The organism is Bacteroides sp. 3_1_13 (genome assembly GCF_001185845.1).
Taxonomy (GTDB): Bacteria; Bacteroidota; Bacteroidia; order Bacteroidales; family Bacteroidaceae; genus Bacteroides; species Bacteroides xylanisolvens.
In genome coordinates this window covers 1,338,006-1,353,758 of sequence record NZ_KQ236955.1, presented here as the reverse complement: position 1 = coordinate 1,353,758, position 15,753 = coordinate 1,338,006, and the positions used below count along the sequence as shown (strand labels likewise).

The 15,753-nt window shown below is 40.2% G+C and carries 9 protein-coding genes; 5 read left to right on the top strand and 4 right to left on the bottom strand.

What is annotated here, in order from left to right; translation table 11 throughout:
- Nucleotides 1-143: 143 nt before the first annotated feature.
- A complete protein-coding gene (locus tag HMPREF9009_RS04870) occupies nt 144-2,642 on the top strand; it encodes a DUF4955 domain-containing protein (protein ID WP_049701595.1) in 2,499 nt (832 codons plus the stop codon).
- 24 nt (nt 2,643-2,666) lie between these two features.
- Nucleotides 2,667-4,652 carry a PL29 family lyase N-terminal domain-containing protein gene (locus HMPREF9009_RS04865; protein ID WP_049701594.1) on the top strand — a complete coding sequence of 662 codons (1,986 nt, stop codon included), beginning with the start codon at nt 2,667-2,669 and terminating at the stop codon, nt 4,650-4,652.
- A 52-nt stretch (nt 4,653-4,704) separates the two neighbouring features.
- On the opposite strand, the gene HMPREF9009_RS04860 is transcribed toward HMPREF9009_RS04865, so the two are convergent.
- Nucleotides 4,705-5,874, bottom strand: a complete 1,170-nt coding sequence (locus tag HMPREF9009_RS04860; protein ID WP_049701593.1) for an ATP-binding protein — start codon at nt 5,872-5,874, stop codon at nt 4,705-4,707.
- A 166-nt stretch (nt 5,875-6,040) separates the two neighbouring features.
- Between HMPREF9009_RS04860 and HMPREF9009_RS04855 the strand changes: the two genes are divergently transcribed.
- Nucleotides 6,041-6,853 carry a Cof-type HAD-IIB family hydrolase gene (locus HMPREF9009_RS04855; RefSeq protein WP_049702255.1) on the top strand — a complete coding sequence of 271 codons (813 nt, stop codon included), beginning with the start codon at nt 6,041-6,043 and terminating at the stop codon, nt 6,851-6,853.
- Nucleotides 6,854-7,083: 230 nt separating this feature from the next.
- Nucleotides 7,084-8,565 (top strand): cysteine--tRNA ligase, encoded by a 1,482-nt coding sequence (gene cysS, locus HMPREF9009_RS04850; RefSeq protein ID WP_049701592.1) that lies wholly within the window; start codon nt 7,084-7,086, stop codon nt 8,563-8,565.
- A gap of 140 nt (nt 8,566-8,705) precedes the next feature.
- On the opposite strand, the gene HMPREF9009_RS04845 is transcribed toward cysS, so the two are convergent.
- From HMPREF9009_RS04845 to HMPREF9009_RS04835, 3 genes are all read right to left on the bottom strand, one after another.
- Nucleotides 8,706-11,567, bottom strand: coding sequence for a chondroitinase family polysaccharide lyase (locus HMPREF9009_RS04845; protein ID WP_049701591.1), 2,862 nt, complete (start codon nt 11,565-11,567; stop codon nt 8,706-8,708).
- Nucleotides 11,568-11,680: 113 nt separating this feature from the next.
- Nucleotides 11,681-13,231: a sulfatase family protein gene (locus tag HMPREF9009_RS04840; protein ID WP_004298319.1), complete on the bottom strand. Its 1,551-nt coding sequence runs from the start codon at nt 13,229-13,231 to the stop codon at nt 11,681-11,683.
- A 164-nt stretch (nt 13,232-13,395) separates the two neighbouring features.
- Nucleotides 13,396-14,598: a glycoside hydrolase family 88 protein gene (locus HMPREF9009_RS04835; protein WP_049701590.1), complete on the bottom strand. Its 1,203-nt coding sequence runs from the start codon at nt 14,596-14,598 to the stop codon at nt 13,396-13,398.
- A 461-nt stretch (nt 14,599-15,059) separates the two neighbouring features.
- On the opposite strand from HMPREF9009_RS04835, the gene HMPREF9009_RS04825 reads away from it, so the two are divergent.
- Entirely contained in the window at nt 15,060-15,629 is a 570-nt protein-coding gene (locus HMPREF9009_RS04825; protein ID WP_004307454.1) for an RNA polymerase sigma-70 factor, read from the top strand.
- Nucleotides 15,630-15,753 lie beyond the last annotated feature (124 nt).

Here is a 15,753-nt window from a genome sequence, read left to right as displayed (position 1 = left end):
ATACATAAAGCCTCAATCTATCACAGAGGTGTGTAAAATGTATTATTTCATCGTATTCCTGAATTTTTTTATCCATATACTCTTATTTTATCCGGTTATCTTTGCCACTGTGAAAATTATAAATAACCCGAAATAATAAATGTATGAAAAACAGGAGCATTACCTACCTATTACTATTTGGTATTTGCAGCATGTTATTCGTTCTGCAATCTTGCCAAGAAACGGATGATCTGCGTTCTGAAATTGATTCGCTTAAAAATCGCGTCCAAATATTGGAAGAAACAGCTAATCAATTGAACACTTCTATCGAAAGTTTACAGTACTTATTAAATGATCCAGTCATTGTGGGTATCACTCCCATCAAAAATGGCTATACTGTAGAATTAAGCGATGGAAAAAGTATTACCGTTATGAGTGGAGAAGCCGTCAATGCACTAGTACCCTCCTTATCTGTAGATAATGAAGGCTATTGGATTTATAGCATAGACGGAGGTATTACCTATATGCCTTTAAAGGACGCTAATGGCAATAAAATATATGCCATTCCAACCAGTAAGCCTAGTGATCCCGACAAACCTGCCACTCCCATTCAATCTCCCAAGCTGAAGATAGATGCAAATGGTTACTGGCTGCTCAGCTATGATAATGGAAAAACATATCAGAACCTAACTAACAACGATGGCAGTAAAATAGAAGCCATTGAAAGTGCTGGAAAAAATTCTATCTTTGATAAAGTAGAATATAACACAACTTCCAAAAAGCTTACAGTTACCTATGCAGACAAAACCATTGAACTGCAAGTGATAGATACTTTCTACTTAAAGGTAAAAGGAATGGAAGATATGCAGATTTTCCCACTAAATGAAACACGGCTTTATGAGGTAGAACAACAAGATGTAACAGGAGTAGTAATAAAAGCTCCTAAAGAATGGAATATTGTCTTAAAAGATAATGAACTTTCTATTACTTCTCCTAAAGCAAACGACATAGAGAATAAAGAAGAAATAATCAATATCATCATTACTTCTTCCAAGAACTATATTCGTATAGTACCTCTTAAAGTACAACTACTGACAACAGGTTATGATGCCAATGCATGTGATGCATGGAATAAATACAATTTGGGAGAAGCCGACAATCTATTGCTTGATTTCTCCTATGCAGGTTATAAGCATGGCGAAGTTGCTCCCCCTGATGTATGGTCTTTAGGTTACACAGTATATAATGTAAAAGATTACGGTGCTATTCCCAATGATAATAAGTCTGACCGAGAAGCTCTAACAAAAATATTAGCTAAAATCGGTTCTAAAGTGGATAATGCCAAAGCTATAATTTATTTCCCCAAAGGAGAATACATCTTACATACAGCAGCTGACGATGTAGATGGACAATCACAAACAATCCAGTTATTAATGGGAGGAGTTATTCTAAAAGGTGACGGACGCGACCAAACCATTATAAAAATGGATGCTCCCAACCAACCGAAAGATCCAAATGTCATGTATTCTTCGCCGGTAATGCTGGAAATCAAGCATAATAGCGGACTATCCCAGATTACCGAAGTTACAGGAAGTGCCGATAAGGGAACTTTCTCCGTAGAAGTAGCCTCCACCACAGGCATTAAAGTTGGAGATTGGGTATGTTTACAATTGGTGGATAATAGTCCGGAACTTATCAAAACCGAGCTATCACCTTACCAACCTACTTCAAACATGACTAATCTACATAATGATGGTGTACAAGTCTATGATTATCATTTAGTAGCAGCGATCAACGGACAAACTATCACTTTCAAAGAACCAATCATGCACGCTGTAGATTCACAATGGAAATGGACTATCCAAAAATACCCCCACTATGAAAACGTAGGTGTGGAAGATATGACCTTTGAAGGAAAAGCCAAGGTAGACTTTGCCCATCACGGTTCATGGGAGGATGATGGAGCCTACAAACCAATTAATCTAGTCCGTCTAACAAATTCATGGATGCGCCGTGTAGGTTTTCGTAGCGTCAGTGAAGCTAGTTCTATCGTTAATAGTTCGAACGTATCAGTATACGACGTAATCATAGATGGTAACCGCGGACATGCAGCCATTCGTTCGCAAGCCTCATCACGTGTATTTATAGGTAAAGTGACAGATAAGTCAAATGGATTCCTTATAGACAACAGAAATGTATATGAACAAGGAGCAGGACAATATCATGCATGTGGCGTTTCCAAGCAAAGTATAGGTGCTGTACTTTGGAATGTAGACTGGGGAACCGATGCTTGTTTTGAATCTCACGCAACACAACCTCGTGCTACATTGATTGACCGTTGTACAGGTGGTTTTATGAGATTCCGCCAAGGGGGTGATTATAATCAAATGCCTAATCATTTAGCCGATCTGACCTTATGGAACTTTAACGCAAAGAATAATGTCACAGATTCTCCATTTATTTGGTGGGATAGTAATTCTCTTTGGTGGAAATTCCTTCCTCCAATCGTAGTTGGCTATCATGGCGGAAGCATTAACTTCAATGAAAGCCAAATGAAATTGAATGAGGAACAAGGTAAGGCAGTCACTCCATATTCACTTTACGAAGCCCAATTGCGCAAACGTTTAGGTGCAGTTCCGGCTTGGTTAAATTCACTCCAGTAATAACTTTAAAAACAAGATACAATTATGAAGAAACTTTGGTACGTATGTATGTTACTGACTTTATGTCTGACAGGATGTAATAAGACAGACGACTTGTGGGACGATGTTAACGATTTAAAGACTCGTGTTACTGCCCTTGAAAAAACCGTTCAAGATTTGAACTGGAATATTGAAGCTGTACGCGAACTTTGTAAAGAAGGCGCTACCATTACTAATATTGAATTAAAGGATGGTATATATACAATAACATTAAGCAACGGCAAGACACTCAAACTCGTTGAGGAAACCGGAGCTGGTGCCTTGATTCCACAAATGGGGATTGATAACGATGGTTATTGGACGGTCAGCTATGACAACGGAGTCACTTTTACACAACTGAAAGATAAAAGTGGAAATCCTATAAAAGCAACTGCAGAAAATGGAAAGACTCCTCTTTTCCGGATCAATGCAGAAACAGGATACTGGCAAGTCAGCTACGATGGGACTACTTATGAAAATGTGAAAGACTCTGCTGGCAATCCCGTAAAAGCAACTAACGGTGAAGCTGCAAATGACAAATTCTTCAATTCTGTAGAAAAGGTAGGTAATAACTTTAATCTAGAGTTAAAAGATGGTACAAAACTATCCATACCTATTATCAGCAATTTCTACTGCATATTTGATGAAAGCATTGTAGGAGTACAAAAGATTGCAGCAGGATCTACAAAAGATTTCATCGTACACATGAAGGGCGTGGAATCTTATATCATCACCGCTCCCGAAGGTTGGGAGGCTACTTTATCAGAACCATCCGGTGATAATGATGAAGGTATATTGACAATAAAAGCTCCTGCAACAATAAAGACTTTATCGCGTGCTGTTGCTGATAATACAAAAGATGTGTCTATTCTCGCTACTTCAGGAGCGTATGCTGCCATTACAAAAATACAGGTAGAACTCGGAGAAGCAGAAACGCGGATTGACTATAAAGCTAGATTCGATAACGGAGAAAGTATAACCATCGGTGATGCCACATTTGATAAAAACACTTATCCTGATGCAGAAGTAGTAGAATTGGATGGAACAGAAACAAGCCTTGACAATTATATCAATAATTCAAATAAGACCCGAATTCTGTTTTTAACAGGAAATAGCGACTTTACAACAGCCAACCCCGTAAATCTTAATAACACGATCATTATTATTGGCAAATATTCAGATTCTAAACCTGTTATTAAGCCTAGTAGAGTTTGGAAAACCGTATCAGGAAATCTGTTCATAAAAAATATTCATTTAGATATGAATGAGTTCACAACTGATGGACAATATTTTAATAACTCCAATACTTCAAGTGCTACCAATTTCACTGCTTTAATTATAGATGAATGTAAGATTAGTAATGTTGGAAACCCAATTTATCAAGATACAGCAAAAGATAAATTGAATGGTATCAATACGATCATTATTAATAGAACTCGTATCATGGTCAATGCAGATAACAAAGCTCTCATACATCTGTATACAACCAAAAACTTGGCTCCATATGAGAAATTTACATTTACCAATAATATAGTATACAATAAAACGCCTTGTACGGGACAAATATTGAATTGGGGATTACAAACAGAATTTACAGAAGGAAATCTCACTGCAATAATATCTAATAATACAATAATTAATATTGCAGGATACAATCCATATTTCAGACACAATAAAGGTAGTCTCACTATGACAAAAAATATCTTTTATGTAGACTCAAGTCTTGCAAAGAATAGTAATCTTTATACTTACGTAGGAAATAATACTCATCCTGTAAATGTAACTACAGTAGATGTTAAAGATAATATCGTATATGGATTAGCAAGTAGCAACAAATGGTATAATTACCACAGCAATTGTGATGCAAATGCGAAAGTTGACCCATATGTATTAACTCCTTATTCCACTGCGCCACTAACTATTACTGATGCTGAAAACGGCATATTTGATTTAGCAGCAGATATGGAAGGATACGGAGCAAATATCGAATAAATACATCCATCATAAATAAAAAGGATATCTCATGAGGTATCCTTTTTATTTACTAATATCCCATTCCAAACTGCCACAACGGCACTACATTCATAAAGCCTCTTTCAATATCATCCTTCACCACAAATCCTTTCTGTACCTCCTGAATCTGCTTTTGTCCCTTTTTCTTTCCTCCCACCTCAAATGTCATATCATCAATCAAGAAATCAGAAACAGGAGAAGCTACTACATCCGAAAAAATACGGGTCTGGTTCAAGAAGAAAGTCTCCCTGATATTTCCAATATTAGAACTATCTTGAGCCAGACTATATATCAAATTAGTATTATCCAGATAAATTTTATCTACTTTCCCTAACCCGCGTATTCCGCCGGTAGCATCTCTCAACTGCGCAATCAATCCTGCCTCTTCAATATAAAGACAATAATCGGATATATTATTACGGCTCACTTCAAGAATTTTAGCTATATTGCTAAAATTAGGCTTGAACGGCACACTCTTGGCAATGATAGCAAGAAGTTGCTTAAGTTTACGCCCAGTGGAAACATTCATATCAGCAAATTGGGGTATGTCCGACTCCAAAGTCAAATTGATGATCTGTCGCAAACGTATATCAAAATCTTCCTCCAATGCAAAAGGATAGTAGCCTTTCTGCAAATAGTCATGAAAGAGTGGAAGCGGATGCTCCAAACCCGGAATTTCCACTTTATGTGCTACAATATCCTGCAAACTATATATTTCAGAAGGAATACGATGAAATAAATACAAATACTCACGAAAAGAAAGTCCCTGCATCTGATACATGACAGCCCGACGACTCAAATCTGAAGCTCCTTTATTAATATCCAATACAGATGAACCTGTAAAGACTATATTCAATTCTGGATGATAATCGTAAATCAATTTAAGCTCTTTCGACCAGTCTTTATATTTATGAATTTCATCAATAAATAAATGCCTACCACCCATCTTGACAAAAGCATCCGCTAAATCCAGCAAACGATGGCTCGCAAAATAAAAATCCTCGGCTGTCACATACAAAGAATCATTCAAATTCAGACTTTCTTTAATATGTTGCAATACAAGAGTAGTCTTCCCTACTCCTCTAGGTCCCGTAAGCCCTATCATGCGACTATTCCAATTTATCTTGGCATAAATATACCGGTGAAACTCTATATTAGTTTCCCGTATCATCTTGTTGAAATACTCAAATAACTTATCCATATATCATTGATTTATAGGCAAAGATACGATTATTTGCACTATGACAGTGCAAATAGCAAAACAAATTGCACTATCATAGTGCAATTTCAGCTAAAGCCACATCTTTTCCCCCACCACCTTGCGGAAAAACTTTTTTAATCTATCTTTGCACCCAAAACAACGCTACATGAAATACAAACTTATCGTGCTCGACCTTGACGGCACACTCACCAATTCTAAAAAAGAAATCACTCCCCGCAACAGGGAAACTCTAATACGTATACAAGAGCAAGGAATACGACTCGTATTAGCTTCCGGACGACCTACTTATGGTATTGTACCATTAGCCAACGAATTACGGATGAATGAATTCGGAGGTTTCATCCTTTCCTATAACGGAGGTGAAATTATCAATTGGGAAACAAAAGAGATGGTATATGAAAATGTGTTACCTAATGAAGTTGTTCCGATGCTCTACGAATGTGCCCGTACCCACCAACTAAGTATATTAACCTATGACGGAGCAGATATAATAACAGAAAACTCTCAAGACCCATACGTACAGAAAGAGGCCTTTCTCAATAAAATGGCAGTACGGAAAACAAACGACTTCCTCACAGAGATCACGCTTCCTGTAGCCAAATGCCTCATCGTGGGAGACGCAGATAAACTCATTCCGCTTGAAGCAGAACTTAGTCTCCGGCTACAAGGACATATTAACGTTTTCCGTTCAGAACCCTATTTCCTCGAATTAGTTCCGCAAGGAATTGACAAAGCTCTTTCTCTTGCTGTCTTATTGAAAGAAATAGGAGTAGCACGAGAAGAAGTCATAGCAATGGGAGATGGCTATAATGACTTATCCATGATTAAGTTTGCAGGACTGGGAATTGCTATGGGAAATGCACAAGAACCTGTAAAAAAAGCAGCAAATTACATCACTCTAAGCAACGAAGAAGACGGTGTAGCAGAAGCTATTGATAAGTTTTGCAGTCAACAATAACCAAACATTTACTTTCATGCTGACAAAATTTTAGTTTCTCGGTGAGAAACCTTTGGTTTCCCGTAATGAAACCATTGGTTCCTCGGTGTGAAACTTTTAGTTTCATACCGGGAAACTAATAATATTACCAGTAAAACAGCTCAAGAGCTAAAATCAACTCATCAAAGATAGAGCGCATATTCAGATTTTATACTAACTTTGCAGTTCCAATAAAACAAATATAAAATGTTATGGAACATCAACTTACCATTTACAACACCTTAGATAGAAAGAAAGAGTTGTTCGTACCGCTTCATGCACCTCATGTAGGCATGTATGTGTGCGGACCGACTGTTTACGGAGATGCCCATTTAGGACACGCCCGCCCGTCTATAACCTTCGATGTGTTATTCCGCTATCTCACCCACCTAGGATATAAAGTACGCTACGTACGCAATATTACCGATGTAGGTCATCTGGAACATGATGCCGATGACGGAGAAGACAAGATTGCCAAGAAAGCACGTCTGGAAGAGTTGGAACCAATGGAGGTTGTTCAATATTTCCTGAACCGCTATCATAAAGCAATGGAAGCACTGAATGTACTTTCTCCGAGCATCGAACCACATGCTTCAGGACATATCATTGAACAAATCCAACTGGTACAGAAGATTTTGGATGCCGGATACGCCTATGAAAGCGAAGGCTCCGTTTATTTCGATGTAGCCAAATACAACAAAGATCACCATTACGGAAAACTTTCCGGACGTAATCTGGACGACGTATTGAATACCACCCGTGACCTCGACGGACAAAGCGAAAAACGCAATCCCGCCGATTTCGCCCTTTGGAAAAAGGCACAACCTGAACATATCATGCGCTGGCCGTCTCCATGGAGCGACGGTTTCCCCGGATGGCACGCCGAATGTACCGCTATGGGACGCAAATACCTGGGCGAACACTTCGATATTCACGGAGGAGGAATGGACTTGATTTTCCCTCACCACGAATGTGAAATCGCACAATCGGTAGCCTCACAAGGTGATGACATGGTTCACTACTGGATGCACAACAACATGATTACCATCAACGGAACCAAGATGGGTAAATCACTCGGCAACTTCATCACTTTGGACGAATTCTTCAACGGTACTCATAAGCTGCTAGCACAAGCCTACACACCAATGACAATCCGTTTCTTCATCCTGCAAGCTCATTACCGCAGCACGGTAGATTTCAGCAATGAAGCACTGCAAGCATCCGAAAAGGGTCTGCAGCGTCTGATGGAAGCCATTGACGCATTAGATAAGATAACTCCCTCATCGGCAACTTCAGAGGGAATCAACGTGAAAGAACTGCGCGCCAAATGCTACGAAGCAATGAATGACGACTTAAATACACCGATTGTCATCGCACAGCTTTTCGAAGGCGCCCGCATTATAAACAATATCATTGCAGGTAATGCTACCATCTCCGCCGAAGACCTGAAAGACCTGAAAGAAACATTCCATCTGTTCAGTTTCGACATCATGGGATTGAAAGAAGAAAAAGGCTCTTCAGATGGTCGTGAAGCAGCTTACGGCAAAGTAGTAGATATGCTACTGGAACAACGTATGAAAGCGAAAGCCAACAAAGACTGGGCTACTTCCGACGAGATCCGCAACACACTGACAGCACTCGGATTTGAAATCAAAGATACCAAAGACGGTTTCGAATGGAGACTGAATAAGTAACAAGAAAAGAGAGTGCTCAATGCATCTTGTACATACAAAGAAGACCGGCTCACCACGAACCGGTCTTCTCTTTTTTCATAGAAACATGATAACTAATACCCTCTCTTTAAATTCTTATTTTCTCTTATCTTATTCACTAATTATTTATTTTCCATGAGCATTTCAACCGGCTGTCCATGCTGACAAGTTACCGTCAGTACGGTCTGATCTCCCTGCTGTTCCAACCGGACATTTTCCATCGGACTTGTCAATGTCCAATGCCCTTTAAGCCGTATCTCCTTAGTAATAGGACGACTGGGTTCTTTCGTTGTATACGTCTTCTCTTCTATATTCAGATTCGGATCACAGACGCTTAAACGGATCCCCTTATCAGATTCCTTTGCATACATCACCATTGTTTCCGCAGGAATAGCCACGAACACTTTATCAGTGGCAGACTGATAAGCTTCAAAAGCAGCATACGCCGTGATACCTGTCTTTTTATCATAAACAATGTGAGCAGTCTGATCGCGTTGCAACACCTCGTATGCAGGAGTTTTGCGCAGTTCGTCGAGATCGGAAGCAGAAGGCTGTATCAATACCATATATTCATAAGTCCCCTCTTTCGGCGCCTTGCCATGTTCTATCCAGGCAGAAGAAAATTTTCCTTTGGTTATTTCACGCGTCTTTTCATGCCGTGATTCCTGTTCTGCCACCTGTGCGCGAACGGTTCCGTCCACTACATGATAATAATTGTCATAACCATCATGAAGCCAATAGTTATCCTCTCCTACTTTGGGCTCCTTACCATTATATTTTGTCTGGAAAAGAGTCGTTTCCGTAGGATAATCCGCATTGGAGTTCGCAATACCTGTTCCCAGGCAAACCATCCGGTTATCAAAACAGAAAACGGATTTACGGGCCACAAAGTCTGGTGTGAAGTTCTCATAATCCCGTTCTGCCAATTTCATAGCGAACATTCCATTTTTACCATCTAAAGAACTGCTTCCGGAGAAATTCTCTTTGGAGCGTGCCATAGTCGTTCCTTTCAATGGGCTATCAAGCAAGTTGAAAGGCAAATGAATGGTAGTTGTGCCCGGCAAACGGTTCCAGTCCCATCCCTCCTGCACAAAACCGCTTCCGGCACGTGACACGGGATTTCCTTTCCCCATAATCTGCACGGAGCCATAACTCTGATAACGTCCGTAACGGTTATCTTTCGTATAAATTTCAGAGCCCCATACGTCAGTGGTATACCCTTTCAATGTCACCATCCAGTCCGCACGACGGAAAATGCCTGCCGAACCATAGTTGTAAACGAAGAATCCCTGTGGAGCCTGTGCCGGTTGAATACCTTCCTTCTTGAAGAAACGCGCATTCGGAGTATCACTATTGCGTATCAGACGTAAATAGTCGGCAGCCAGACCACGATCAAACGTATTTCCCTGACCGGACAAATCGCCGGATAAAGCGATATTGGCAAATGCTTCGATATCATCGCTTCCCATCTTCCCTCCAAAAGGATGACGGCCACTGATTCCGATGCCCCATTCATAGAAATTGCAATAATTGCGCATAGCAATAAAGGCTGATTTCATGTGTTTGCGCGCATCTTCGGTCAGTTCAAAACTTGTACCATTGGTAAATGCAATATATTCTCCTACAGTCGCAAGTACTCCAGTGGTATATCCCGGATAGAAACCGCCATGATGGAAAGTCGTACCGTCTACCTTTATACCACCGATCGTTCCCGGAGTATAACGCAAAGAAGAAGATAGCCAACGTGACAAGCCGCTCAAAGCTTGCGCCTGTTCCCTTGCATCGGGAAACATCATAGCGGAAATAAATTTCGCCATCAATAACGTATGCCAGGAATCCAACAATTCATCACGTGTTGGAGAACATGGCTGACGAGTTTCTTGCAGAGCCGCCCAAAAACGCAATGTGGAGAGATAAGCATCCCGATGAGGATGTTTATAGATAGCATCACGCATCAGCCAGGCAGTTGTATATATCTTACGTACCTGATAACCATAATGATGATTGGTACCCATACCGCTACCGTATGCAAATCCCTGATCGATAGCATAGTCGAATACGGTAAAGTAGTTTTTCTTTGATGTTTCGTTCTGGTTATAATAAGCATCATAGGCAAAGCCGGAAAGCATCGTTTCAATATCGTTCCATGACATTTCTCCTTTCTTCTTGTCCTGTTCATCAGGAGCAACAATAGGAGTCCCTATAAATCCCGTTCCGGCGATAGACGGACTAATTGCAGCCTTCTCAAATGTCTTATAGGCAGCATTAATCGCTCCTTGGGGTGCTTTCTTTATTTCCAGAAAATCTGTCAAACGCTGTTCAATAGTCTTCAATTCTTTCTTTTGCTTACTTGTCAATTTAGAAGGCAGAGGGATATCATACAACTGTTGTTCCCATTTCCACACGAGGCACCAATGCCACAAGTCACGATTAGACAGCCCATTATTAGTAGGCAACTGCTGATCGGGGGTGGTACGAAGATTCATTTTCTTTTCCGGGAAAATCAGACGGTCAAGAAAGATACGCCCCTTCCGTTGCGGGGCAACCAGCCGATAGGCTACAATCTTCTTATCTTTCTTGTCTCCCTGCATATACTCAAAAGAGATCCAGCAGGCCCGCCAGCCTGCTGCCGGCAAACGATAAGAGAACCAATAAGAGACTTCTCCCGCCTTATTCAGAAACTCAAAACGAATGGAATCCTGCTGTGGTTTCTCATTATAAATCCATAAGGTAATGCCGAACTGCTTCTCGTTTCTCGTATTCAACGATAAAGGAGCAATTTGCACGTCCAGCGTAGAACCGGGCTGAAAGTCCCATTCCAGACTACTTTCACCCTCCTTGTAAAAAAGAGAAGAGATTTTCACTTCTCCCTTTCCGGAAACTTTAAATGCTTCGGGCACTTCTTCTTCAAATCCGATGAGTTGGGCGAAAGCTGAAGGAATGATTCCCAAAAGGAATAATACTATAAAACAACTGTTTTTCATTACTATTTTCAATTTAAACGCGGATGCGGATTAACACCTATTATTGTCGCAGAGATTTACTCCTAAAATTGGCACTTATTTGCGTTAATCAGCGTTTTATAAATTACTAATCGCTAATAAGGTATCCGATCCGACAGAATCTTTTCCGTATACCAAGGATCATTAATTTCCTTCAACATAGCTCCCATTTCACCGCAAAGTTGTGCCACAATCTCCTTATTTTCTTCCAAAGGCAGGTTATGCAGTTGATATGGATCTTTTACATCATCGAATAAGAGGCTTTTCTTCAATTGCTTCGTATCACGGTCGATATATAACGCCAATGTATATTGAGCCGTCTTGATACCTCTTGAAGAAGGGAAGTAAGTCTGCACCAATCCATTTTCATCTTTATCGCCATCTACATTCTGAATATACAGTGCACCTGTAGGACGAACAATTTCAGCCTTTTCATCGAAGAAAAGAGGAGCGAAATTACGTCCCTGCACTTCCGCCGGAATAGAATCACCCAGTCCGCACAAGCCAAGCACCGTAGGCATAATATCAGGAGCGGAGAGCAATAAATCATCCACCCTCGGCTGAATCTTACCGGGAAAACGAACCAGGAACGGAATATTCATGGATTCAGAATAAGGGGAATTCTTCGGATCATCAGTGCGCTGGCTACACATCGTCTCACCATGATCGGAAGCAAAGATTACGACTGTATTCTTGTCCAATCCCAATTCTTTCAATGTCGTCAAAATCTGTCCGAAAGCACGGTCTACTCCGGTAACGGAAGCGAAATAATAACGTGCAGACTCCGCTTTCTTCATCTTCAAATCGACATTCGGACGAATCAACAGACTATCCAGAGGCTGATCTTTATAAAGATTAAAATCCTGCTCTTCACAGTCATTCAAGGAGCGATACGGGCTGTGAGGAGGATTCATGCCCACCATTATGAAGAAAGGTTTCTTGGTATCACGTACGTTACCGTCATTTTTCAGATAAGAAATGACTTTGCCTGATTCGTGCAAAGGTGACCATTCCTTCGGATCGTGTCTCTTACCATCCGTATCCCAATAATGCGGGTTCTTGTGTTCGTCAAATGTTCCGTAAGAATACCAGTAGTTAAAGCCGTGCCGGCGTTCTTTCGGTGTATAGGCATCCCATGCCGGACGTTTTTCTTCCACATACTGTCCCGGATGTTCGGGATCGTTCGGAGTCGGGAAGTCAGCGTGAAGTTTACCAAAATAAGCACAGTCATAACCTGCTTTGCTGAACACATCGCCGATACATTCCGCATCCTCGCGTAAGGAACTGATCGGACGTGTAGAATTGCAATTCAATGGTACACCGCTTTTGTTCGGATACATACCGGTCAGTAACATTCCACGATGAGGGCTACTCAACGGGCAGTTACTCTGTGCAGACGACAAGACCATAGATTCACGTGCAAAGGCATCCAGATTAGGAGTATGCACGGGGTCTCCTTCAAAATTTACTTTATCCCGGAATCCGTCCTGCCTCCAGAAGCCCATCGCCTGGTTACGGTATTGATCGGGAAATACATAGATTATATTAGGATGCTCCGCTTGTTGGGACGCTTGTTTCGGAGCCTTGCAACCTTGTGCGGCAAAGAGCGTCAAGCCTCCTACAAGAAGGTTTATAGGTTTATTCATGATAGTTTATGATAAATAATTAAAACAGGTTAGTAGTAAATGATAAGAGGGAAATAATAAACAATAAATATTGAATAATAAACAGTAAACATGTTACGTTAGAATCCATAGATTATTCATTGTTCACTGTTTACTGTTCATTATTTTTTTGTATTTCTCATTCCTTATTTCTTTTCCAAGTCTCTTTTACGCATCAGTCCTTCCAGGAAGTAGTAGTCAGCATAATTCAGAGGAACATCGATTTCCTGACCGTGAGGAATACTGCCAACTGAATGCATCAGGATAAAATTTCCATTTGTTCCAACCTTTGCACGATAAGCAGGCGAGCCTAAACTTTCCATAATCTTATCAGCAGTTTCCTTGTAATGATTACCCGGCAGGTAACCATCCAGTTCATAAAGGGCGGAAGCTGTACAAGCAGCAGCAGAAGCATCACGCGGTTCGTTCGGAATATTCGGAGCATCGTAATCCCAGTAAGGAACGAGATCTTCCGGCAAGTTCTTATTATTAAAGATAAAGTTATACACCTTTTGCGCCTGGTCGAGGTATTTCTTATCTTTCGTGTAGCGATAGCAGGTAGTATATCCATAGAGAGCCCAAGCTTGTCCGCGAGCCCAGGCAGATTCGTCTGCATATCCCTGCGCAGTTTGTCTCTTGCGCACTTCGCCTGTCTCCGGATCGTAATCTACCACATGATAGCAGCTGTTGTCCGGACGGAAGTGGTGAGCTATTGTTGTATCGGCATGTTTCACTGCAATATTATAGAAAGTAGAATCTCCTGAAAAGGCTGTTGCTTCAAACAAAAGTTCGAGATTCATCATATTATCAATAATCACCGGGCATTTCCATCCACGTGTTCCCTGCCAGCCTCTATCAGCATCCCATGACTGGATAACGCCAGCATTCGGGCGAAAACGAGTGGAAAGCGACTTAGCCGTTTCAACAATTACATCTTTGTACTCTTTTTTGTTTGCCAGACGATAACCGTTCAGATAGCTGCAACCAATCATGAAACCTACATCATGGTGCCATTTCAGATATTTCACCGAGTCAAGGGCTTCAGTATATTTCTCAGCCAACGGCAACCATTTCTGATCTCCAGTCAGGTTATATGTCAGCCACATACTGCCTGGGAAAAAGCCGGAACACCAGTCATCAATAGGTATATAAGATATACTACCGTCTTTATTGATAGTTCTCGGATTCAAAATTTTACCGGATTTTTCGATAATATCCGTTTGAATCGTGTTTTGTGCAACTGCGTTGTCGATGTTGTCCTGAATAAAGTCTACTTCAACCTTTTTTTGTCCACCGCAACTCGTTAAGATCAAAAGGGAAACTCCTAATGCGCTAAGAATTGTTTTCATAATACATGGATTATTTGTTAAGTGATTAATTTTCTTAATGGCAAAAGTAGTGCATTTAAATAGAATTGACCGACCCAAATAATCCAAATGAGGAACTATTTTGGTACATTTTACTGAAAAAATTATTTGCACAAGCATTTCCAAAGACTTTCCAGCTCAGTTTGGCCGTCTTAACACAACTGGCCCAACAAATTAGTCAGCACAGTATTTATTATCTCAAAACTCATTCATTAAATTCATTTCTATTCATTGTTATTAAAGATATAAAACTATATTCTACCGCTATAAAACCAGTGTAAACTCGAAGTTTAAATGACAACAACACCTTATTTCAAGTACATTACAGATAGCTTCTTTCACGCCAAAAGGCAATACTTAACCTTTTTTAATCCTATAAGAAGCCAATAAGACATCGTTTATAGGAAATTAGTGTATATTTGCAGAGCATAACTATAAAACGCATGTTCAATAAAAACAATTACACCAACAATTTCAACCAATTTTTCATTGACTATCAACGCCGCTTCATTCATTTTGCCTCTACGTACGTGCATGATGAAGCCGTGGCCGAGGACTTTGTCATTGAATCAATTATGTATTATTGGGAAAACAAGGAACGACTGCCTTCAGACATAAACATACCAGCTTATGTTTTGACTGTCTTGAAGCATAAATGTATAGATTATCTTCGAAATCAACAGGTTCGTCAAATGGCTTCCGATAAAATCTTTCAAATCTACTCTTGGGAGTTATCTAATAGAATCGCAACTCTAGAAGAACTTGAACCTAATGAAATTTTCACAGCTGAGATTCAAGAAATCGTAAATAGAACCTTAGAAACTTTACCGGAGCAAACCAGACGTATTTTTGCCATGAGTCGATACGAAAACAAATCCCACAAAGAAATAGCAGACCTATTGAACATGACAACAAAAGGCGTCGAATATCATATAAACAAAGCCACAAAAGTTCTACGAATAGCTTTAAAAGACTATTTGCCAACAACGCTACTTCTTTTTTTCTTAAACTAGAAAACCGCTACAACTCCAATCATACTTTTTCACTTCCCATGTATCCTATATTCTAGAACCAAAACCTTTTGATCAATAAAAGCACAAAAACGTAAGTATGATATGACAAACATCCACATGGTTT